Raw genomic sequence first — 21,315 nt, 5'->3', positions numbered from 1 at the left:
CGTTGTCGTAAAACAGAACTCTATTCCAAACGGAGCTGATCCCGTGATTGATCATCTGGACCACCTGGTACTGACCACTGCCGATATCGACGCCTGCAAGGACTTTTACGTACGTGTCCTGGGTATGACCCCTGAACGCTTTCGTCAGGGGCGTCTGGCATTCCGCTTCGGCAATCAGAAAATCAATGTCCATGAACGCGGCAAGGAGTTCGAGCCCAAGGCCCATTTGCCAGTGCCGGGTGCGCTGGATCTGTGTTTCATCGCCACCATCCCGCTGGAGCAGGTGATTGTGCACCTGCAGGAGCAGGACTGGCCGATCGTCGAAGGCCCAGTCGAGCGCACCGGTGCTACCGGGCCGATCTGGTCGGTGTATGTGCGTGATCCGGATCTGAACCTGATCGAAATTTCCGAGCCAGCGGCTGATGTGTCGATTTAATCGCGCTCGATGAGGGCGGCTGCATCACAGCATCAGCAGCCCTTCGCAGGCGCTCCGTCCTTCGGCACGAACGCGCCCTTGTCGCCTGGCTTGGTGATGATGTACGCACGTCGCCAGGGCTGATCATCGATCAGCTTCCAGCGATGGCCGGGGCCTTTGGTGTCCTGCGCCAGCAACACTTCCCCGGGGTGCAGGACAAAGTTTTCGCCGCCGGTGGTGGAAAATTCCAGCGTGCCGGACAGGGTGATCACGTACTGCTCTTCGGGTGCCGGATGCCAGTCAAAGGACGAGTGCGCCGGGGTTTCCTTGAAGTGCAGGGCGCTGACATCGGTCATGGCTTTTTGATCGATCGAACCCTCGATGACGTGTGACAGATTGTCGGGGCCTGTGCACAGGCGGTAGGCCTTGATGCCCTCAGTGACAACCAGAGGCGGCTTCTTGGTGGCATAGGCTGCGCTGACCGGCAACATGGCTGCTGCGGCGATCACGGCCAGGCTTGCCAACTGGCGAGCTGTCGAGCGCTTTGAGCGAAAACGAGTGGTCGGTTGCATAAAAACGTTCCTGAGCACGACAAACTGCGTAAGCCCTGGTCGCCAGTCGCGATGGTCGACGCAGGGGCTGGGCAGACTCGCCCACGCCGCGGATCGAAGCACATCCCGGAATGCTTAAAAATTATCTTTAATTTCATGTTGTTCGGCGCCGGCCAACCTACGTAACGTCATATTCATCTATGTCACTCGCCGTGCCGGGTTTCCTTACGCTCATGACTCAATCAGTCAGGCTTTCAAGGAGCCCCGGATGCACCCCAGAAAAAGACTCTACAAACGATCCATCGATCACCATTCCGACATGCCTGAGCTCAGCGCGCCGTTCGATCATCCTGACGACGCGGCGCGTTATGCCCATGAGCGGATCGGCGACCGGCGTGATCGCGAATACGGCGGTTTCATTCTGGTTCGCAGGGACGGCAAGTACGTTGCGACCGAACCCATGAACGGCAGCCAGTTCAGCTTCGATCCCAACGAAGTGTTCCCGCGCAACGAGCAGGAAGGTTATGTGCTCTACCCGCAAGGGCATGACGACTATGCGGTTTACCATTCTCACCCTTCACTGCAGGCAGGGCTGGACGAATGGCCGGAGAGTGAAAAGGTTACTTACCCGAACAGTTTTTCAGTCGGCGACATTTATGCGGTGATCGACGATAAGGAGGTGTGTGCGGCGACCTATCTTTCCGGGCCTGACGGTTCCCTGATCAAATACACGCTGTCTCGCTCTGCCGCCGAAGACACCCTGTTTGCGCGTGTCTCCGGTCCGCAGAGCATGCCGCACCTGTGTGAACTCAGTCAGATCCACAAGGCGTTGCAGAACCTCAGCATGACGCCCAGTGATGTGGTGCGCCTGCTGGCCGGTGCCGGGGATCTGCACGTGATAGTGCCCAGCCGACTGTGGGGGCGGGCAGGCAAAGTGCCGGCCGACTGGCAGCCTTACCCGGACGACGCTGCCGCTCGTACACCTCCCGCCAAATCGCCCGCAAGCTGCGACGCGCAATGGCCACCCCGACCCCTGAGCCTCAGCGCGCCGTTCGACAGCGCCGATGAGGCTGCACGTTACGCACATGGCCGTATCGGCAGTCGTATTCATTCACAGATCATCGGTTGTCTTCTGTTCAATCCGCTCACGCGAGCCCATCGGATTGCCGAGCCGATTCTCGATGACGGCATGCCGGTGTATGCGCCGTGTTCGGCGTTCCATCCCGATGCGTATTACCGGCCTGCATTGCCTGACGGCTATCGTGTGGACGGCATGTATTTCTGCTCTGCCAATCTGGCCGTCGAGAGCGGGCGTGAAGTCATCAACGATTTCTTCGAGCCGGATGACCTGCACCGGATGTTCAGTTACCGGCACAAACCGGCACAGCGCCGCAAAGGCTTGCCGATTCGCTATGGTTTCGAGATGTCCGCCGTTTATTTCTCGGCAGCCGACGGCGCGCTGCTCTGTTACACCCCCAGTCAGTCCGCCGAGGAGTTTCAACTGTTGCAAAGCGTATCGCGCGTGTACTCAGGGGCCGAGTCCGTTCAGGCGCAACTCGCGGCCGGTACCCTCAGCGTGCAGGATTTCGTCCTTCGAGTGGCGCGGGCCGGGCTTCTGCGCGTGCTGCAGACCAGTGAGCGCTGGCCTGATGCCGGGGTGATCAGTCCCTTGGCCTGAGCCCTTTGCAGCGAGCCAGCGCCTTGCCTTCGCGAATCACAAACTGAACTGCAACTGAACAATGCGGTACAGATCCGGGAAAACCTTTGGATACCTGAACTTATCGGCGTTTTCTGCCTCTCATGCCGGTAGCCATTGATCGCGGCGGCCTGATAAGCTCGCGGCTTTACTCGTTTGCCCTTTTGGCGCATGAACAAGGAATTAGCATGAAACAGCATCGGTTGGCAGCGGCGATTGCCCTGGTCGGTCTGGTACTCGCAGGTTGTGATAAGCAAGCCAGCACCGTAGAGCTGAAAACCCCAGCACAAAAAGCGTCTTATGGCATCGGTCTGAACATGGGCAAAAGCCTGGCTCAGGAAGGTATGGATGATCTGGATTCCAAGGCTGTAGCCTTGGGTATCGAAGATGCTGTCGGCAAGAAAGATCAGAAACTCAAGGACGAAGAGCTGGTTGAAGCCTTCTCCTCGCTGCAAAAGCGTTCCGAAGAGCGTCTGGCGAAGATGAGCGAAGAAGCTTCTGCCGCTGGCAAGAAATTCCTCGAAGAGAACGGTAAAAAGGACGGCGTGGTCACCACCGCTTCCGGCCTGCAGTATCAGATCATCAAGAAAGCCGATGGCGCTCAGCCCAAGCCTACCGATGTTGTGACTGTTCACTACGAAGGCAAGCTGATCGACGGCAAGGTCTTCGACAGTTCCGTTGAACGCGGCAGCCCGATCGATCTGCCGGTTGGCGGTGTGATTCCGGGTTGGGTCGAAGGTCTGCAACTGATGCACGTCGGCGAGAAGATCAAACTCTTCATCCCGAGTGATCTGGCTTACGGCGCACAGAGCCCGAGCCCGGCGATCCCTGCCAACTCGGTACTGGTGTTCGATCTCGAACTGCTGGGTATCAAGGACCCTGCAGCGGCACCGACGCCTGGTACTGATGCCGACGAAGAAGAGGCAGCTCCTGCCGCTTCGGCTCCGGCCAAGAAGTAACGCACCACTTGGCTACAGAAAACGCCCTGTCTCGACAGGGCGTTTTTGTGTCCGGCTTATTTGCCGAACGCTTGGCCATTCGGGGAGTCCCACTACCATGGATGCATGCAAAAGCATTGTCCGACAGTCTGGCAATATCAAGGCACTCGTTTCATAGAGGGTGTCGGGTTCACACGTTTGTAGTTTTTTTGTGAGTAAAAAACGCCCGATTTGACTATGGCCCCCCGAAAACGGGGTGTTGAGGCTGGAAAAAAGCCGCTGTTCACAAGGTTATCCACAATTATTGTGGATAACCTTGTGGCACTGGCCAGGCAGGTTCGGCGGATCTGCTTTTATCGAACGACATTTTGCTGAACGGGAGTGGGTATGAAAGCACCGTGGAATTTTATCCGTTATCTGCCCGGAGCCCGGCGTCTGCTGGCGGCTGGACGATTGCCAAGATTGCTGTTCGCTGTCGCGCGCAAGGGCAACAGTGAAGGCAGTCGTCTGGGCAAACTCAAGGAAGACCTGCGTTTGCTGCAGGCCTTGTGCCTGGCTTACTGGCGGGGCGAATACCGCGCCATCAGTCCTAAAGCGATCCTGTCCATCGTCGCCGGTCTGATGTACTTCCTCAGCCCGCTGGATGCGATCCCCGACTGGATACCCGGCCTCGGCATGCTTGATGACATCGCCGTGCTGGCGTGGGTTACCAAGCACCTGAGCAATGAGCTGGACGCCTTTCGTGCGTGGCGCGCGCAACAATCGCCCGAGAAACTCATCGTGGTCGAGCAACTGCCGAAGACTCAGGCATTGCTGGAGCAAGAGCGAGGCAAGGTGTAAGTCTCACGGATTGAACACAAGCCCTGGCGTTCCGCTGTTAAGATGCCTGCCTATGGATCAGGCCTGATCAGTATGCAGTCGTGTAGTACAAGGTGACTCTATGGATCTTCAAGTGATATCCCGTGACGGGGAGCCTGAATACGCAGTGCTGCCCTGGGCGCAGTATCAAGCGCTGCTCAAGGCTGCCGGACTGGCCGGCAAACCTTCCAGCGAGCCCGCTGCATCGACTTCCGGCACCACTGCCAGTGAGCTTCCCGGGTTCGATCAGTTGCGTGCACTGCGCGAGGCCAAGGGCCTTGAAGCGGCGAGCCTGGCGCGTACCGTCGGGATCAGCCCGTCCTATCTGGAATTGATCGAGAACGGTACTCGTGAGCCGGACGGTGCCATCAAGCGCAGCCTGGCGTGGGAGCTTGGGGTGTCGGGCTGGCGAGGTGAGTCGTGAGCGTGCGCATCAGTCGTCAGCATTGGGATGGGCTGCTCAATGAGCTCGATCTGGCCCGTCGCCAACGGCATCTGCTGACCTATCGCGCTCTGGTGGAACGCCTGCAACTGCCCAGCCCGGCCATGCAGACCCTGACCGCCGCCCTTGAGCACCTCGCCGCCATGGATGCCCGCGCTGAACAGCCCTTGCGCAGTTCGCTGGTCATCAGCCAGGGCGCAAGCCGCCTGCCGCGTCCCGGTTTTTTCGAGTGCGCTGAACGGCTGGGCCGCTTCACCGGACCTTCGGACGGCGTCGCGGCAGCCTCATGGCACGCCTCGGAAGTGGTTCGGGTGTTCGAGTACAGTTATCCTGAAGCTGAAGCGCAGTAGGGCTATGGCACCGGCCCTCACGCCTGCATCAACAAATCCAGCCGCGTCGAATCAATGACGTGAATGCTGGCGCCGGCGACATCCTTGGCGAAGTGCTTGGCCTGTGAAGCGAGGTCGGCCAACTGGCTGGCATCGACCAGCGTGCAGCTTTCTTCATGCAGGTGCACCACGCCAATCGACAGCGACAGCAGGGGGAATTCCTGGCGTTGGCCCTGACGGTTGAGGGCGATGAAGCAACCGGCTTCCAGGTGTTCTGCGCGGTAGAAGCGACGGCATTGATTCTGAAAATCATCCAGCAGGGTTTTCAGGCGTCGTTCCCAGTCATCAAAGCCCAGCACCATCAGAAAATCATCCCCTCCGATATGCCCGACAAAGTCTCTGGCCGGATCGATGCGGTCGTTCAGGCATTGCGCCAGACACAACAGCACCTCGTCGCCACGCGCATAACCGTAGATGTCGTTGAAGGGCTTGAAGCTGTCGATATCCACGTAGCAGATCATCGACGCACGGCCTTGCTGCAGCAGCCGAGTCAGGCATTGCTGAATCGGAACGTTGCCGGGCAGCAGGGTCAGCGGGTTGGCGTAACGTGCCTGCTGGATCTTCATTTCGGTAATCAGCTTGAGCACGTCGATCACCCGGCCCAGCCCGAGATAGGCACCGTTCGAGGTTATGATGAAATCCTCCTCGATGCGCTGCCGGGCGCGGCTGGTCAACAGCCGGCTGACCTGTTGCAGCGAGTGGCTGACTTCCACGGCCAGAAAGTCACTGCTCATCAGGCGGCTGATCGGTTTGCGGGCAAACAGCTCGGTGCCGAAGGGCTTGAGCAGGGCCTCGGACAACGAGTGCCGGTGGACGATGCCACACGGTCGGGCGTCGTCATCCAGCACCGCCAGCGAGTTGAGGTTGGCCTGCCTGCGAAACGCTTCCAGCACTTCAGCCGTGGGGGTGGACTGGCTGACCGATGGCTGCGGGTTGAGCAGCGCAGACAGGTCGGCCGCCTCTTCGCTGAGCGGCACCACTGTGACCTCTGTTCTGGGCAGCATGGCGCGGGTGTCACGCGGCGGGCGCTCCTGAGGACGCGCCAGCAGATAGCCTTGAACCAGGTTCACGCCCATGTCTTTCAGCGTCGCCAGCTCTTCCGGCAATTCGATGCCTTCGGCAATCACCGTCGCCCTGGAGGCCTTGGCCATCTGCAGCATGGAGCCGACGAACTCGCGCTTCACCGCATCCTGGTGAATGCCGTCGATGAAGTGCCGATCGATTTTCACGTAGTCCGGACGCAGCTCCGACCAGAGTCGCAAGCTCGAATAACCGGCACCCAGATCGTCCAGCGCGATGGAAAAACCCATGTCGCGGTAATGGTGCAAGGCGTTGTACAGCAGGTCGAAATCATCGGTGGGCATCTGCTCGGTCAGTTCGATGACCACGTCCTTGGGCGCGATCTGGTAGCGACGCAGCATTTCCAGGGTCCGGCCCGGAGGGTGAGAGGTTTCGAGCAGCGATTCGGGAGAGACGTTTAGAAACAGCTTGCCGGGCAATTTCTGCTGACTGAAACGTCTGCAGGCGCTGTCCCGGCAACTCAGCTCCAGCTCGCTCAGACGACCGGCCTGGCGGGCTATGGCGAACAGGTTCAAGGGTGAGTGCAGGGCGCTGTTGGAAGGGCCGCGGGTCAGGGCTTCATAGCCCAGAATCCGGTGCTCCGACAGCGAGACGATGGGCTGGAACAAACTGTGCAAATCACCACGAGCCAGAATGGAACTCAGTGCGCTCAGCTGCTCTGTTATGGTCATGGTCGTCTCGGAGAGAATGAAAAAGGGCTGAACGATTTCGCGTTCAGCCCCGTATTTCACGACAGCTTCATGACTGTTTGATGACGTTGAAGCTAAATGGCCATCAATGAGCCTGTGTTACTTTTTCGCGACCGCTGCACTCAGACCCAGGTAGTCGATGAGAATGCGCCCGGTCTCTGCCAGATAGGCATCGTCCTCGGGTTTGGTCTTCTCGTCTTCCACCGGCAGCGCGTCTTCGTCTTCCTTCTTCAGCTCTTTGAGCGGCTCTTCACCCTTGGCCTTGCGGCGGGTGTTTTCCAGCGCAAGTTGCTTGCTTTCGATAGAGGCATGCTCGGCACGACGGTCGGCTTCATTGAGGCTGACGGTCTTCTCGTTCATCAGCTTCTTGGCCAGCGCCAGGCGATCCTCGATGAACACGAACTCGGCGTCTTTGGTCGAACGTGCTTCGTGACGCGCCTGCAGCTGGGCAAGGAACGGCTTGAACGGATCGATGGCCGGCTTGATCGCCGGTTTGATGCTGTCCCACGGCATGGCCTCGGGCAGGGCGCTCTCGCCGATTTCCTTGGTGTCGATCAGCGACGGGTAAGTGATGTCCGGTACCACGCCCTGATGCTGGGTGCTCTGACCGGAAACCCGGTAGAACTTGGCCAGCGTCAGCTTCAGTTCGCCGTGATTGAGCGGCTGAATGGTCTGCACGGTGCCTTTACCGAAGGTCTGACCACCGATCACCAGCGCGCGGTGATAATCCTGCATCGCCCCGGCGAAAATCTCCGACGCCGACGCCGACAGGCGGTTGACCAGCAGTGCCATCGGCCCTTTGTAGAACGCGCCCTTGGCTTCGTCTTCCAGCACGTCGACCTTGCCGTCGGCATTGCGCACCAGCACGGTCGGGCCCTTGTCGATGAACAGGCTGGTCAGCTCGGTGGCTTCCTGCAACGAACCGCCACCGTTGTTGCGCAGATCCAGTACCACACCGTCGACCTTCTCGGCCTGCAATTCGGTGAGCAGTTTCTTCACGTCACGGGTGGTGCTCTTGTATTCCGGATCGCCGGCACGGTAGGCCTTGAAGTCCAGATAGAAGGCCGGAATGTCGATGACCCCGAGCTTGTAGTCCTTGCCATCCTGCTTGAGGTGCAGGATCGACTTCTTGGCCGCCTGTTCTTCAAGCTTCACCGCTTCACGGGTGATGGCGACGATCTTGGTGGTCTGGTCATTCGGCGCATTGCTGGCCGGGATGATCTCCAGGCGAACCACGGAGCCTTTCGGACCGCGGATCAGCTTGACCACTTCATCCAGACGCCAGCCGATCACGTCGACCATTTCCTTGTCGCCCTGGGCAACGGCCACGATCTTGTCGGCCGGTGCGACTTGCTTGGTCTTGGCCGCAGGACCTGCCGGGACCAGACGCACGATCTTGACGTTGTCGTTATCGCTCTGCAACACGGCGCCGATGCCTTCCAGCGACAGGCTCATGTTGATGTCGAAGTTCTCCGCGCTGTCAGGTGACAGGTAGTTGGTGTGCGGGTCATAGGACATGGCGAACGTATTGATGTAGGCCTGGAAGATATCTTCGGCACGGGTCTGATTCAGACGCGCCTGCTGATTCTTGTAGCGCTTGGTCAGGGTTTCCTGAATCTTCGCCGGGTCCTTGCCTGCAATCTTCAAACGCAGGACTTCATCCTTGATGCGCTTGCGCCACAGTTCGTCGAGCTCGGCTGTATCCTTGGGCCATGCGGCGTCCTTGCGGTCGACCAGCAGGGTTTCCTTGGTATTGAAGTCGAGCTTGTCGACGCCCTTGGCCAACTCGCCCAGCGCAAAGTTCAGACGTGCGTTGACGCGGTCCAGATAGCGCTTGTAGATGATGAAGCCGGCGTTCAGGTCGCCGCTTTTCAGGAAGTCGTCGAACTGGAACTGCCATTTGTCGAAATCGGCAATGTCGCTGGCCATGAAATAGCTGCGCGAGGGGTCCAGTTGCTTGATGTAGCTCTGGTAAATAATCGCCGAACGCTTGTCGTCCAGGGGCGGCTTGCTGTAGTGATGTCGTTTGAGCAGCTCAACCACGTTGAGGCTGGCAATCACTTCGTCGCGGTCCGGCTGAAGATTATCCCAGCTGTTGGCGGCAAAGGTACTGGCTGACATCGGCAAAACGCTAAGGCCGACAAACAGTGCGAGGGCAGTGCTGGGGAATAATTGCTTCATGCTGATTCGACGCGAGGACAATTGATAACGCATATTAGGCCGTCTTTGAGGTCGCCGGTTCCTTTGGACCCGGCCGCATAATGCAAAAGCCCGGGCAAAACAGCCACGGGCTCAGTCTGGACTCACTATGGAGGCACCGTGAAGGCATTGCAAGGCGTTGAAGGACATGTGGAATGGGTCGAGGAGCCGAGTCCGGCCCTCGATGTGGGGCAGGTACGTATCAAAGTGGCTGCGGCAGGTTTGAATCGTGCCGATCTGTTACAGCGCGAAGGCAAGTATCCGCCGCCGCCTGGAGTCACCCAGACACTGGGTCTGGAATGCTCCGGCGTGATCGCCGAAGTCGGTCCGGGTTCGTCCTGGGTGGTCGGAGACCGCGTCTGTGCGCTGTTGGCGGGCGGGGCGATGGCCGAAGAAGTGGTGGTCGATGGGCGACACGTGCTGCCGGTCCCGGAAGGTCTGTCGCTGCACGAGGCGGCGGCCATTCCCGAGGTCTATGCCACGGCGTGGCTGAACCTGTTCGAACTCGCCGGGCTCAAGCCTGGCGAGAAGGTTTTGCTGCACGCTGGCGCAAGTGGGGTTGGTTCAGCCGGGATTCAGCTTTGCAAGGCGTTTGGCAACCCGGTGTGGGTCAGCGTCGGCTCGGCCGAACGGCTGGCCTATTGCGTCGAACTGGGTGCGCAGGGCGGTGTGGTGCGCAGCGAAAGTCTTGAAGGCCTGAGCGATTTTGCACCGTTCAACGTCATTCTCGACCCGGTGGGGGCGAGCTACGCCGAGCTCAACGTCAAACTGCTGGCCCTGGACGGTCGCTGGGTGCTGATCGGCATCATGAGCGGCCGCGAGGCGCAGGTGGACCTGGCTCACGTACTGGGCAAGCGTATCCAGTTGATGGGTTCGACCTTGCGCAGCCGCGACGACACGTTCAAGGCCGACCTGCTCAGCGATCTGGGTCAGCACGTCTGGCCGCTGTTCACTGAGGGTCGCCTCAAGCCGCAACTGGCGAAATCCTTTGCGATCAAGGATGCCGAAGCGGCGTTCGAAGAGCTGGCGACCAACACGGTGTCCGGCAAGATCGTGCTGGTCATCGACGAAAGCCTGGTCTGACCCGTCGGTGCCTCTGGACTCAGCTCCAGTCGTGCACCGGCCAGCCGGCTTTCTGCGCGTGTTCCAGTAACACGGCATCGGGGTTGACCACGTTAGGGTGGTCAACCTTGAGCAGCAGCGGCAGGTCATTGCGCGAATCCGAATAGAAACTCGCACCCTCGAGATTTTCCCCCTCGGCATCCAGCCACTCCATCAGGCGCGTGATCTTGCCTTCCCGATAAGTCAGCACGCCGACGGTGGCCCCGCTGTAGACGCCATGCTGCACGTCCAGCTCGATACCCAGCACTTCGTCGATGCCGAGGCGTTCGGCGATCGGCTTGACCAGATGCACACCCGACGCCGAGATCACCAGGATGCGGTCACCCTTGGCGCGGTGCCTTGCAATGCACGTGCAGGCGTCGCTGTAGATGATCGGCTCGATGACGTCCTCGACCCAAGGGCCGACCAGATGATCGATTTCTTCGGGGGTACGGCCAGCCATGGGTTCCAGGCTGAAGGCCATGTAGTCTTCCATCGCGAGCTCGCCCGCGCTGTAGGCCGCCATCAGTTCGTCGTTGCGTTGCATGAACGACGTCGAGTCAACCCAGCCCAGGCGACCCATCTGCTCGCTCCAGAGCGTGGCGCAATCACCACCGATCAGGGTCTCGTCCAGGTCGAAAATTGCCAGGGGCATGTGTGCTTATCCTCAGTGTTGGTTACGTTAGCTTCAAGCTTCAAGCTTCAAGCTTCAAGCGAAAGCTCGGCGGTTGCGTCAGTCAAGCGCGCACAGCGCCGACGGTTCGATGTTCAGTGTTACACGCCTTCCGTCCGGGTGCAGGTCGTCGGCGCTGCGGTTCAGTACGTCGACCACAAGGTCTACGCCACGCGCCTGCACCCGGTAGCGGATGACGTTGCCGAGCAGACTGTGACTGCGTACTTCGCCTTCCAGTTCGCCCGTCAGGCTCAATTGGATCGACTCAGGGCGGATCGCTACGCGGCTGTTGATCGGGCGTTGCATCAGGCGAGTGGCGTCGTCGGCTTCCAGCAGGTTGTAGTTGCCGATGAAGCCTGCGGCGAACACGTCCACGGGCGCGGTGTAGAGGGTTTCGGCGTCGCCGCTCTGCACGATCCGGCCCTGGTTCATCAGGAAGATACGGTCTGACATGGTCAGTGCCTCTTCCTGGTCGTGGGTCACGAAAATAGTGGTCAGGCTCAACTCGCGCTGAATGGCGCGGATCTGTTCGCGCAGGTTCTTGCGAATCCGCGCATCCAGCGCTGACAGCGGCTCATCGAGCAGCAGCAGACGCGGGCGAGTGACCAGTGAGCGTGCCAGCGCCACACGCTGGCATTGCCCGCCGGACAACTGATGCGGGTAGCGTGTGGCGAAATCGTGCAGCTCGACCATGCGCAGAATCTCGGCAACGCGCCTTGCGCTCTCGTCGGCACTGACTTTCTGAATGCGCAGCCCGAAGGCAACGTTTTGCTCGACGGTCATGTTGGGAAACAGCGCATAGCTCTGGAACACCATGCCGATGTTGCGCTTTTGCGGCGTGAGCGGCACCAGGTCGCTGCCATCGAGCAGAATGCGCCCGCTGTTGACCGGGGTCAGCCCGGCGATGCAGCGCAATAAGGTGGATTTGCCACAGCCCGACGGGCCCAGCAAGGTAACGAATTCACCCTTCGCGATGCTGCAGTTGATGTCGCTGAACACTGACGTGCTGGCGTAGCTTTTCTGCAGGTTTTCAATGCTGACAAAACTCATCTCAGTCTTTGTCCTTGTTCAGTCGATTGGCGGCCCAGGTCAGCACCAGCACGAAGAGGAAATAGGAAATCACCAGCGCACTGTTGAAGTGACCGCTGCTGTTGCGCATGTTGTTGAGGTAGACCTGCAGGGTTTCATAGCGCGTGCCGACCAGCAGGTTGGCGAACACGAATTCGCCGAACAGGAACGAGAACGACAGCAGCAGGGCAATCATCAGGCCCTTGCGCAGGTTGGGCAGCACGACCATGAACGCCGCCTGCCAGGTGCTGGCGCCGAGCAACTGGGCGGCGTCCATCAGGTCTGTCAGGTTGATGGCCTGCAGGTTGTTGGTGATGGCGCGGTACATGAAGGGCAGGGCGACCGTGAAGTAACAGCCGATCAGAATCCACGGTGTGCCGACCATCGCCATGGGACCTGAGCCATACAGCTGTAGCAGGCCGACCGAGGAGACCACAGGCGGCACGGCGAACGGCAGCAGGATGAGGATGTTCATCAGCCCGTCGAGGCGCGGAAAGTAGTAATGCACGACGAACAGCAGGGGCAGAATCAGCACCACCGAAAGAACCAGTGCGCCGATGCAGACCAGCAATGATTGGCCGAATGCCGTCAGAAAGCGTGGGTCGCTCCACAGCGCCACGTACCATTTGAAGGTCAGGCCGCTGGGCAGAATGGTCGCCGACCAACTGGTCGCGATCGAGTACAGGAAAGTGCCAGCCAGCGGCAGCAACAGGATCAGGAACAGCAGGTAGACCACCGTCTTGTGATAAATGCTCGCAGGCCCTCGTTCAACGCGTGACATGGTAGCTCCTTCTCAACAACCACTGATGGACCACGGTCACCAGGGTCATGAGCCCGACCAGAATCATCGCCAGCGCGCTGGCCATGTTCGGGTCCAGCGTGATATCGCCCGCGACCATCGCCGCGATACGGATGGGCAATACGTTGAAATTGCCGGTGGTCAGCGCGTAGACCGTGGCATAGGCGCCGAGCGCATTGGCCAGCAGAATGACGAAAGTACCGAGCAGCGCCGGGGTCAATACCGGCAGGCCGATGTAGCGCCAGAACTGATAGCTGCTGGCCCCTAGCAGCGCTGCCGACTCGTTCCAGTCTTCGCGCACGGCATCGAATGCGGGGTAGAGCAGCAGCACGCCGAGGGGGATCTGGAAGTAGGTATAAAGGATGATCAGTCCGGTCTTGGAATACAGGTTGAAGTCATCAATGATCCCGGTCTGCTTGAGGATCAGGGTCAGCGCGCCGTTGAACCCCAGCAGGATAATGAACGCGAACGCCAGTGGAACGCCGGCAAAATTGCTGGTCATGTTGGCGAACGAGTTGACGAAATCGCGCAGCCGCGAATCCACCTTGCGCAGTGAATAGGCGCCCAGAACGGAGATGATGATGCCGAACAGGCTCGACCAGAAGCTGATCTCCAGGCTGTACTGAATGGCCTGCCGATAGAACTTCGAGCTGAACGCCCGGGTGAAGTTTTCCCAGCCCCAGCCGGCATCGCTTTGCAGGCTGTGGATCGCGACCCACAACAGCGGTGCGATCTGAAACACGATGAAAAATACGGCGAACGGCAGCAGGCACAACAGCCCCAGCCACTTGCCTCGGGAAAAGGTCGTCAATTGAAGATCTCCCGGCAGACCGGTTTGTCGTGAGGGATACCCAGCAGCTCGCAAACGGTGCCGCACAGATCGGTCTGGCGCGGCGCGGCGTCGACATTCAGGCTGAAGGCATCGCCGATGACGAACAGCGGTACTTCACGCTCTTCCGGCAACAGCCCGTTGTGCGAGCGGTCATTGTTCATGCCGTGGTCGGCCGTCACCAGCACTTGATAACCCGCGTCCAGCCAGCGTTGCAGGTAGTCAGCCAGAATGATGTCGGCGCTGCGGGCGCTGTTGCGGTATTGCGCAGTGTCGAGGCCGTGCTTGTGCCCGGCGTCGTCAATGTTCATGGGGTGGATCAGTAGAAAGTTCGGGGCGTGCCTGAGGCGCAGACTTTCGGCGTCGGCGAACAGGTGCGAATCAGGGTAGTGATCGGCCCAGTAGAACAGCCCGTGCTGAATCGGCAGATCCGCTGCCTCGGTGTGGCGATCGCGTGCCGGGTCGAACGGCGTGCGGTTGTACAGCTCGCTGACCCAATGATAGGCCGCCGCTGCTGTGCTCAGCCCGGCGTCGCGAGCATAGTGAAAGATGCTGCGCTGATTCGAAAGGCGCGAGACGTTGTTATGCACGATGCCGCTGTCGATGGGCGCGACACCGGTCAGTATGCATTCGTAAAGGGGGCGGGAGAGGGCGGGCAGTTCGCATTCCATCTTGTAGAGCGCGGCCCGGCCTGCAGCGTGCCAGGCTTGAAGGTGGCCCATCGCATGGCGGGCGACTTCGTAATTGAGGCCGTCTAGCACGATCAGGATGACGTTGTGTTTCATGGGCGACTCGCTTTGAAAGAACGGGCGAGACTGGCTCGCCCGGTGTACACGACTTCATCCCTGAGCCGCAGGAGAGAATCAGTTCATCTCGATGATGACCTGCTCGTTCCACATCTGCGGCAGCGCTTTGGAGGTTTTCTCCCACGCGTCTGCTTTCTCGATCGGCTTGGCATTTTTGTACTGGTCTTGCGGCAGCAGTTTGGCTTCGACGTCTTCAGGCAGTTTGATGTGCTCTACGCGAATCGGGCGTGCATTGCCTTCTGCCAGCCTGATCTGACCCGCATCGCTGAAGGTGTACTCACGCGCCAGCTTGGCGGCGTTCGGGTGCTTGGCGTATTTGTTGATGATGGTGGTGTAGCCGGAAATCACCGAGCCGTCCGACGGGATCAGCACCACGTAATCATCGGGCTTGGTCATCTTGGCTTTGTAACTCAGGCCATTGAAGTCCCAGACCACACCGACTTCGATTTCGCCTTTCTCGATGGTCTGAATGGTCGGGTTGGCCAGTGACAGACGCTTCTGTTTGGCCAGATCGGTGAACAGTGCCAGGCCCGGTGCGATGTTGGTTTCGTCCCCTTTCATGGCGATGGCGGCTGCCAGTACACCATTGGCAGCCTGAGCCGCAGTGCTCACGTCGCCGATGGAAACCTTGTATTTGCCGGTTTTCAGGTCAGCCCAGCTTTTCGGGATTTCAGAACCGTGCAGCAGGTTTTTGTTAACGATGAAGGCGATGGTGCCGGTGTAGGCCAGCGCCCAGTGGCCGTCCTTGTCCTTGGCCCAGGTCGGGATTTGCTCCCAGGTGGTTGGCTTGTAAGGCTGGGTAACGCCTTTTGCTGTGGCGATAGGGCCGAACGCTGCGCCTACGTCGCCAATGTCACCGCTGGCGTTGTCTTTTTCCGCCTCGAACTTGGCGATCTCCTGGGCCGAACTCATGTCGGTGTCCATGTGCTTGAGGCCATATTTGGCTTCCAGGTCTTTCCAGATGCCGCCCCAGTTTGCCCAGTCATCCGGCATGCCGAGGCTGTTGACCGCGCCTTCAGCCTTGGCAGCAGCCTCCAGCGTTTTAAGATCTGTGTCCGCAGCCATGACCAGAGAACTCATTGCCATGGCTGAACCGAGGAGTGATGCCAACAAAAGATGTTTCATTCGGAGCTCCTAGTGCACTTCTTGAGAGAAGTGTTCGTTGCGGATTGTTTGGTCTAGATCAGCAATACCTGAGCCAAGTTAGGCGTTTTGCATGACATTTTCGTGTCGTGTTACGCGGACAAAACCGTTTTTCACGGGCTCCGGCAGTGCCTGGCGCTAAGCGTAGACCATCGCAACGTGCGCGCTGAGCAGGGGTTTCAGGGCTGTTTTCGGCGCAGTTGGCATGGAACGTGATTTGTCCTGTAACAGGACAGTCATCTACCCGGCCTAGGCTCATTGCAAGGGAGCCAACGGCGTTGGCCGCACTGATGTATGCCTCGTAACAGGGCTGGTCTAGTCCAGATGGATAGCGGAATGCGCGAAGATGTGCCACGGGCGGTAACAACGATTTGCCATGCGCTGCAGGAGCAGATCGAACATGGCCTGTTGCCGCATGGCAGCAAGTTGCCCGCAGAGCGCAAGCTCAGTGAGGTATTCGCCACCACCCGCATTACCTTGCGTGAAGCGCTGTTGCAGCTCGAAGCGCAGGGGCTGATCTACCGGGAAGAGCGGCGTGGCTGGTTCATCTCCCCGCCGCGACTGGCCTATGACCTGATCAGACGCAGCCATTTCCACGCAATGGTCTGTGCTCAGGGAAGGGTGCCGCACACCCAGCTTTTGTCAGCACGCCTGCAACCTGCTTCAGCGCTGATCTGCGAAATGCTGGAACTGCCGGCGCTGTCGAGCGTGATCCAGATCTGCCGTGCGCGTCGTATCGATCAGCGGCTGGTCCTCTACGTCGAGCACTACCTGAGGCCGGAGTTGTTTCCCGGCATTCTCGAGCATGATCTGAACGAATCACTCACCGAGCTTTATGCTCGCAGTTATGACGTGCATTACGGGCAGGTGCGTTTCGACATGGTGCCGACCGCGCTGCATGCCGACGCGGCTGCCGCCCTGAAGGTTTCGCTTGGCAGCCCGGGCCTGCGCATCGCACGTGTCAATTATGATCGCAAAGATCGGTTGATCGACTGTGACCTCGAATACTGGCGTCATGATGCTATTCATGTGCGCGCCGAGGTGCATGGCGACTGAATGCCGGTGTGGCAAACCCACTTCCCAAGCGCGACCTGTACCACCGTTAGTTCGCTGTTTTCTATACGTAAATACTCATTTCGTTGATGAAAACTTATGCAGTGCACGGCCTGTTTAATAGGTTTTTTATAATATATGCGTTTGATTAACAAAAAAAATCAATGGGCGTTATTCTATTGCTGCTGGCGGGGTAGGGTTAAATTAGTTGGTTTTGTCACGAGATTTTTCAGAGTAATTATTCTAATTTTTAGCGGGTTGTAAGAAAAATCTCAATCTTAATTAATGATTACTAATAGGTTGTGGTAGGTTTTTAGTGTGGAAGGTGGTGCACTGCTTAGTTGGTGTTATGTGCACCATCGTTCCACGTTGGGATTAAGGCTGACATGGCGGTTGTCCTATAAAGCAATGCTTGATAAGTGCAGCTGCTTTTATTTAAAGGATCTATGAGGATGCTGTAATGAATCTCGACAAGGCGTTGGTGCTGCGTACCTGTGCAAATAACATGGCCGATCATTGCGGCCTTATATGGCCCGCTTCCGGGACGGTGGAATCCAAATACTGGCAGTCAACCAGGCGGCATGAGAATGGTCTGGTCGGTTTACTGTGGGGCGCTGGAACCAGCGCTTTTCTAAGCGTGCATGCCGATGCGCGATGGATTGTCTGTGAAGTCGCCGTTGCAGACATCATCACTCTGGAAGAGCCCGGAATGGTCAAGTTTCCGCGAGCCGAGGTGGTTCATGTCGGCGACAGGATCAGCGCGTCACACTTCATTTCGGCACGTCAGGCCGACCCTGCATCAACGCCGACGCCGACGCCGACGCCGACGCCGACGCCGACGCCAATGGCCACGCCCACACCCACGCCCGCGGCAGCAAATGTCGCGTTACCGGTGGCCGAGCAGGCCAGTCATGAAGTGTTCGATGTGGCGTTGGTCAGCGCGGCTGCCCCCCCGGTAAACACCCTGCCGGTGACGACGCCGCAGAATTTGCAGACCGCCACTTACGGCAGCACGTTGAGCGGCGACAACCACAGTCGACTCATTGCCGGTTATGGCAGTAACGAGACTGCTGGCAACCACAGTGATCTGATTGCCGGTTATGGAAGTACGGGCACCGCCGGCTCCGACAGCTCGCTGGTAGCAGGCTATGGAAGCACCCAGACCGCCGGTGGGGACAGCGCGCTGACGGCGGGTTACGGCAGCACCCAGACCGCCCGCGAAGGCAGCAACCTGACGGCAGGGTATGGCAGCACCGGCACGGCGGGCTCGGATAGCTCGTTGATCGCCGGTTACGGCAGTACACAAACCTCGGGAGGCGACAGTTCGCTGACCGCAGGCTATGGCAGCACGCAAACGGCCCAGGAAGGCAGCAATCTCACCGCAGGTTACGGCAGCACCGGCACGGCAGGCTCGGACAGCTCGTTGATCGCCGGCTACGGCAGTACCCAGACTTCCGGGGAAGACAGCTCGCTGACGGCGGGTTACGGCAGCACGCAAACGGCCCAGGAAGGTAGCAATCTCACCGCCGGTTACGGCAGCACCGGCACGGCAGGCTCGGACAGCTCGTTGATCGCCGGCTATGGCAGTACCCAAACCTCGGGAGGCGACAGTTCGCTGACTGCGGGCTACGGCAGCACGCAAACGGCCCAGGAAGGCAGCAACCTGACCTCCGGGTACGGCAGCACTGGTACCGCAGGTGCCGACAGCTCATTGATTGCCGGCTATGGCAGCACGCAGACTTCGGGAAGCGACAGCGCCCTGACCGCAGGTTACGGCAGCACGCAAACGGCTCAGGAAGGCAGCAATCTCACCGCTGGGTATGGCAGCACCGGCACGGCAGGTTCCGACAGCTCGCTGATCGCGGGTTACGGCAGCACGCAAACCTCGGGCAGCGACAGTTCGCTCACGGCGGGTTACGGCAGTACGCAGACGGCCCAGGAGGGCAGCAATCTGACGGCGGGGTACGGCAGCACGAGTACAGCAGGTGTCGACAGCTCTCTGATCGCGGGATACGGCAGCACGCAGACCTCGGGAAGTGACAGTGCGCTGACAGCAGGTTACGGCAGTACACAGACGGCTCAGGAAGGCAGCAACCTGACTGCGGGTTACGGCAGCACTGGCACAGCAGGTGCCGACAGTTCGCTGATCGCGGGATACGGCAGCACGCAGACCTCGGGAAGTGACAGTGCGCTGACGGCAGGTTACGGCAGTACACAGACCGCCCAGGAGGGCAGCAACCTGACTGCGGGCTACGGCAGTACTGGAACGGCAGGTGCCGACAGTTCATTGATCGCAGGATATGGCAGCACGCAGACATCAGGCAGCGAAAGTTCGCTCACCGCAGGCTATGGCAGTACCCAGACTGCGCGTGAAGGCAGCACCCTGACGGCCGGGTATGGCAGTACGGGAACAGCTGGCGCTGACAGTTCGTTGATCGCCGGTTACGGCAGCACGCAAACCTCGGGCAGTGAAAGCTCGCTCACGGCAGGTTATGGCAGTACCCAGACCGCACAGCAGGGCAGCGTACTCACCTCAGGCTATGGCAGTACGCAAACGGCCGGGGCTGCCAGTAACCTCACCACCGGCTACGGAAGTACAGGCACCGCAGGGCATGAAAGCTTCATCATCGCGGGTTACGGGAGTACACAGACAGCGGGCCACAAAAGTATCCTGACCGCTGGTTATGGCAGTACCCAGACGGCCAGGGACGGTAGCGACCTGATTGCGGGCTATGGCAGTACGGGGACCGCAGGCTCAGGCAGTTCGCTGATCGCAGGTTATGGCAGCACCCAGACCGCGAGCTACAGAAGCATGCTGACCGCCGGCTATGGCAGTACCCAGACCGCCAGAGAACACAGTGACCTTGTCACAGGCTATGGCAGCACTTCGACGGCAGGGTCAAACAGTTCGCTGATCGCCGGCTACGGCAGCACTCAGACGGCGGGTTTCAAAAGCATACTGACCGCAGGTTATGGCAGTACCCAGACCGCACAGGAGCGCAGCGACCTGGTCGCAGGCTACGGCAGCACGTCGACTGCGGGCTATTCCAGTTCCTTGATCGCTGGCTATGGCAGCACGCAGACGGCAGGCTATGGGAGCACCCTGACGACCGGTTATGGCAGTACGCAAACCGCTCAGGAAAACAGCTCGCTCACCACAGGTTACGGAAGTACCTCCACTGCTGGCTATTCCAGCTCGCTGATCGCGGGTTACGGCAGTACTCAGACGGCAGGCTACGAGAGCACGTTGACCGCCGGTTACGGCAGTACGCAAACCGCGCAGGAGCGCAGTGACCTGGTGACAGGTTATGGAAGTACTTCCACTGCGGGATATGCGAGTTCGCTGATTGCGGGTTATGGCAGCACGCAGACAGCAGGTTACGAGAGCACCTTGACCGCCGGTTACGGCAGCACGCAAACCGCACAGGAAAACAGCTCGCTCACCACTGGTTACGGAAGTACTTCCACTGCCGGCTTTGCCAGCTCGCTGATCGCCGGTTATGGCAGTACGCAGACAGCCGGCTATAAAAGTACCCTTACGGCCGGTTATGGCAGTACTCAGACCGCAGAGTACGGAAGCTCGCTCACTGCGGGCTACGGCAGCACTGCAACGGCCGGGCAGGACAGTTCATTGATAGCCGGTTATGGCAGCTCCCTGACCAGCGGAATCAGGAGTTTTCTGACCGCAGGCTATGGCAGCACGCTGATCGCCGGACTTCGCAGCGTTTTGATCGCCGGTTATGGCAGTAGTCTTACATCGGGCATTCGCAGCACATTGACTGCGGGTTATGGCAGCAACCAGATTGCAAGTTACGGCAGCTCGTTGATTGCAGGCCATGAAAGCATTCAGGTCGCCGGAAATAAAAGCATGCTGATCGCCGGCAAGGGCAGCTCGCAGACAGCAGGTTTTCGCAGCACACTGATTGCCGGTGCGGGCAGCGTACAGCTGGCGGGTGATCGCAGCAGGTTGATTGCCGGTGCAGACAGTAATCAGACCGCGGGTGACCGCAGCAAACTACTGGCCGGTAATAACAGTTATCTGACTGCCGGCGATAGAAGCAAACTGACCGGCGGACATGACTGCACCCTGATGGCGGGAGACCAAAGCAGATTGACCGCTGGTAAGAACAGTGTCTTGACGGCAGGCGCGCGTAGCAAACTTATTGGCAGTGAAGGCTCGACGCTCTCGGCGGGAGAAGACTCCACACTTATTTTCAGGCTCTGGGACGGGAAGAGGTACAGGCAACTGGTTGCCAGAACGGGTGAGAACGGTGTTGAAGCCGACATACCGTATTACGTGAACGAAGATGACGATATTGTCGATAAACCCGACGAGGACGATGACTGGATAGAGGTCGAGTAGCCCGCGTTATTCAAACACTCCACGACTGAATCATCGACAGGGTGCGTCGATGGAATTCGGGACATGAAGTCCCTTTATAAACTAACGACTTGTTGTTGCGTACCAGGGGGGTTATGCCTGACGCAGGCAAACGCATCTTTTTTATCGTTGTGATTAGAGAAAGTTTTATTTCTTTCCATGGGCATTTTAGCGAGCTTCGACACCGACACGCGGGAGCAGCAGG

At 59.1% G+C, this 21,315-nt stretch carries 18 protein-coding genes; 9 read left to right on the top strand and 9 right to left on the bottom strand.

Going from position 1 to position 21,315, the window contains the following annotated elements; translation table 11 throughout:
• Window positions 1-43 precede the first annotated feature (43 nt).
• Entirely contained in the window at window positions 44-436 is a 393-nt protein-coding gene (locus tag LIX91_RS03285) for a VOC family protein (RefSeq protein WP_003368327.1), read from the top strand.
• Window positions 437-468: 32 nt separating this feature from the next.
• On the opposite strand, the gene LIX91_RS03280 is transcribed toward LIX91_RS03285, so the two are convergent.
• Complete coding sequence (locus LIX91_RS03280; RefSeq protein WP_226487973.1) at window positions 469-987, bottom strand: hypothetical protein; 519 nt, start codon at window positions 985-987, stop codon at window positions 469-471.
• Window positions 988-1,234: 247 nt separating this feature from the next.
• Here LIX91_RS03280 and LIX91_RS03275 point away from each other — a divergent pair, with 247 nt between their 5' ends.
• The 5 genes from LIX91_RS03275 to LIX91_RS03255 all read left to right on the top strand — a co-directional run bounded on the left by LIX91_RS03275 (window position 1,235) and on the right by LIX91_RS03255 (window position 5,250).
• Window positions 1,235-2,644 (top strand): DUF4329 domain-containing protein, encoded by a 1,410-nt coding sequence (locus LIX91_RS03275; protein ID WP_226487972.1) that lies wholly within the window; start codon window positions 1,235-1,237, stop codon window positions 2,642-2,644.
• A gap of 206 nt (window positions 2,645-2,850) precedes the next feature.
• Window positions 2,851-3,621, top strand: a complete 771-nt coding sequence (locus tag LIX91_RS03270) for an FKBP-type peptidyl-prolyl cis-trans isomerase (RefSeq protein WP_226487971.1) — start codon at window positions 2,851-2,853, stop codon at window positions 3,619-3,621.
• 366 nt (window positions 3,622-3,987) lie between these two features.
• Window positions 3,988-4,440, top strand: coding sequence for a YkvA family protein (locus tag LIX91_RS03265; RefSeq protein ID WP_226487970.1), 453 nt, complete (start codon window positions 3,988-3,990; stop codon window positions 4,438-4,440).
• 100 nt (window positions 4,441-4,540) lie between these two features.
• Window positions 4,541-4,882 (top strand): multiprotein-bridging factor 1 family protein, encoded by a 342-nt coding sequence (locus LIX91_RS03260; protein ID WP_003415640.1) that lies wholly within the window; start codon window positions 4,541-4,543, stop codon window positions 4,880-4,882.
• Complete coding sequence (locus LIX91_RS03255; RefSeq protein ID WP_003317436.1) at window positions 4,879-5,250, top strand: hypothetical protein; 372 nt, start codon at window positions 4,879-4,881, stop codon at window positions 5,248-5,250. The genes LIX91_RS03260 and LIX91_RS03255 overlap by 4 nt, the downstream gene beginning before the upstream one ends.
• Before the next feature lie 17 nt (window positions 5,251-5,267).
• On the opposite strand, the gene LIX91_RS03250 is transcribed toward LIX91_RS03255, so the two are convergent.
• Both LIX91_RS03250 and LIX91_RS03245 read right to left on the bottom strand, forming a co-directional pair.
• Window positions 5,268-7,040 carry a bifunctional diguanylate cyclase/phosphodiesterase gene (locus tag LIX91_RS03250; protein ID WP_100072385.1) on the bottom strand — a complete coding sequence of 591 codons (1,773 nt, stop codon included), beginning with the start codon at window positions 7,038-7,040 and terminating at the stop codon, window positions 5,268-5,270.
• Between the two features lie 117 nt (window positions 7,041-7,157).
• Window positions 7,158-9,239 carry a carboxy terminal-processing peptidase gene (locus tag LIX91_RS03245; protein WP_181016356.1) on the bottom strand — a complete coding sequence of 694 codons (2,082 nt, stop codon included), beginning with the start codon at window positions 9,237-9,239 and terminating at the stop codon, window positions 7,158-7,160.
• 138 nt (window positions 9,240-9,377) lie between these two features.
• Between LIX91_RS03245 and LIX91_RS03240 the strand changes: the two genes are divergently transcribed.
• Window positions 9,378-10,340 (top strand): NAD(P)H-quinone oxidoreductase, encoded by a 963-nt coding sequence (locus tag LIX91_RS03240; protein ID WP_003409516.1) that lies wholly within the window; start codon window positions 9,378-9,380, stop codon window positions 10,338-10,340.
• Between the two features lie 19 nt (window positions 10,341-10,359).
• Here LIX91_RS03240 and LIX91_RS03235 read toward each other — a convergent pair whose 3' ends face one another.
• The 6 genes from LIX91_RS03235 to LIX91_RS03210 form a co-directional block, all read right to left on the bottom strand.
• On the bottom strand, window positions 10,360-11,013 hold the full coding sequence (locus LIX91_RS03235) for an HAD family hydrolase (RefSeq protein ID WP_003415645.1): 654 nt from the start codon (window positions 11,011-11,013) through the stop codon (window positions 10,360-10,362).
• Between the two features lie 78 nt (window positions 11,014-11,091).
• Window positions 11,092-12,081: an ABC transporter ATP-binding protein gene (locus LIX91_RS03230; RefSeq protein ID WP_003346544.1), complete on the bottom strand. Its 990-nt coding sequence runs from the start codon at window positions 12,079-12,081 to the stop codon at window positions 11,092-11,094.
• A 1-nt stretch (window position 12,082) separates the two neighbouring features.
• On the bottom strand, window positions 12,083-12,880 hold the full coding sequence (locus LIX91_RS03225) for an ABC transporter permease (RefSeq protein WP_003346546.1): 798 nt from the start codon (window positions 12,878-12,880) through the stop codon (window positions 12,083-12,085).
• The gene (locus LIX91_RS03220) at window positions 12,867-13,709 is read right to left on the bottom strand and encodes an ABC transporter permease (RefSeq protein ID WP_003421288.1); all 843 of its coding nucleotides are present in this window, start codon (window positions 13,707-13,709) and stop codon (window positions 12,867-12,869) included. The genes LIX91_RS03225 and LIX91_RS03220 overlap by 14 nt, the downstream gene beginning before the upstream one ends.
• The gene (locus LIX91_RS03215; RefSeq protein ID WP_024662222.1) at window positions 13,706-14,512 is read right to left on the bottom strand and encodes an alkaline phosphatase family protein; all 807 of its coding nucleotides are present in this window, start codon (window positions 14,510-14,512) and stop codon (window positions 13,706-13,708) included. The genes LIX91_RS03220 and LIX91_RS03215 overlap by 4 nt, the downstream gene beginning before the upstream one ends.
• Before the next feature lie 78 nt (window positions 14,513-14,590).
• On the bottom strand, window positions 14,591-15,658 hold the full coding sequence (locus LIX91_RS03210) for an ABC transporter substrate-binding protein (protein ID WP_226487969.1): 1,068 nt from the start codon (window positions 15,656-15,658) through the stop codon (window positions 14,591-14,593).
• A gap of 354 nt (window positions 15,659-16,012) precedes the next feature.
• On the opposite strand from LIX91_RS03210, the gene LIX91_RS03205 reads away from it, so the two are divergent.
• Window positions 16,013-16,732 carry a UTRA domain-containing protein gene (locus LIX91_RS03205; protein WP_003390893.1) on the top strand — a complete coding sequence of 240 codons (720 nt, stop codon included), beginning with the start codon at window positions 16,013-16,015 and terminating at the stop codon, window positions 16,730-16,732.
• 457 nt (window positions 16,733-17,189) lie between these two features.
• Complete coding sequence (locus LIX91_RS03200) at window positions 17,190-21,092, top strand: Ice nucleation protein (protein WP_226487968.1); 3,903 nt, start codon at window positions 17,190-17,192, stop codon at window positions 21,090-21,092.
• Window positions 21,093-21,315: the final 223 nt, after the last annotated feature.

The organism is Pseudomonas sp. B20 (assembly GCF_020515755.1).
Taxonomy (GTDB): Bacteria; Pseudomonadota; Gammaproteobacteria; order Pseudomonadales; family Pseudomonadaceae; genus Aquipseudomonas; species Aquipseudomonas syringae.
This window is presented reverse-complemented; position numbering and strand designations above follow the sequence as displayed.

Bases quoted from the DNA above. Each gene is read 5' to 3' on its own strand.
- LIX91_RS03280 (WP_226487973.1), bottom strand. From the start codon at position 987: ATGCAACCGACCACTCGTTTTCGCTCAAAGCGCTCGACAGCTCGCCAG.
- LIX91_RS03275 (WP_226487972.1), top strand. From the start codon at position 1,235: ATGCACCCCAGAAAAAGACTCTACAAACGATCCATCGATCACCATTCC.
- LIX91_RS03270 (WP_226487971.1), top strand. From the start codon at position 2,851: ATGAAACAGCATCGGTTGGCAGCGGCGATTGCCCTGGTCGGTCTGGTA.
- LIX91_RS03265 (WP_226487970.1), top strand. From the start codon at position 3,988: ATGAAAGCACCGTGGAATTTTATCCGTTATCTGCCCGGAGCCCGGCGT.
- LIX91_RS03260 (WP_003415640.1), top strand. From the start codon at position 4,541: ATGGATCTTCAAGTGATATCCCGTGACGGGGAGCCTGAATACGCAGTG.
- LIX91_RS03250 (WP_100072385.1), bottom strand. From the start codon at position 7,040: ATGACCATAACAGAGCAGCTGAGCGCACTGAGTTCCATTCTGGCTCGT.
- LIX91_RS03245 (WP_181016356.1), bottom strand. From the start codon at position 9,239: ATGAAGCAATTATTCCCCAGCACTGCCCTCGCACTGTTTGTCGGCCTT.
- LIX91_RS03235 (WP_003415645.1), bottom strand. From the start codon at position 11,013: ATGCCCCTGGCAATTTTCGACCTGGACGAGACCCTGATCGGTGGTGAT.
- LIX91_RS03230 (WP_003346544.1), bottom strand. From the start codon at position 12,081: ATGAGTTTTGTCAGCATTGAAAACCTGCAGAAAAGCTACGCCAGCACG.
- LIX91_RS03225 (WP_003346546.1), bottom strand. From the start codon at position 12,880: ATGTCACGCGTTGAACGAGGGCCTGCGAGCATTTATCACAAGACGGTG.
- LIX91_RS03215 (WP_024662222.1), bottom strand. From the start codon at position 14,512: ATGAAACACAACGTCATCCTGATCGTGCTAGACGGCCTCAATTACGAA.
- LIX91_RS03210 (WP_226487969.1), bottom strand. From the start codon at position 15,658: ATGAAACATCTTTTGTTGGCATCACTCCTCGGTTCAGCCATGGCAATG.
- LIX91_RS03205 (WP_003390893.1), top strand. From the start codon at position 16,013: ATGCGCGAAGATGTGCCACGGGCGGTAACAACGATTTGCCATGCGCTG.
- LIX91_RS03200 (WP_226487968.1), top strand. From the start codon at position 17,190: ATGAATCTCGACAAGGCGTTGGTGCTGCGTACCTGTGCAAATAACATG.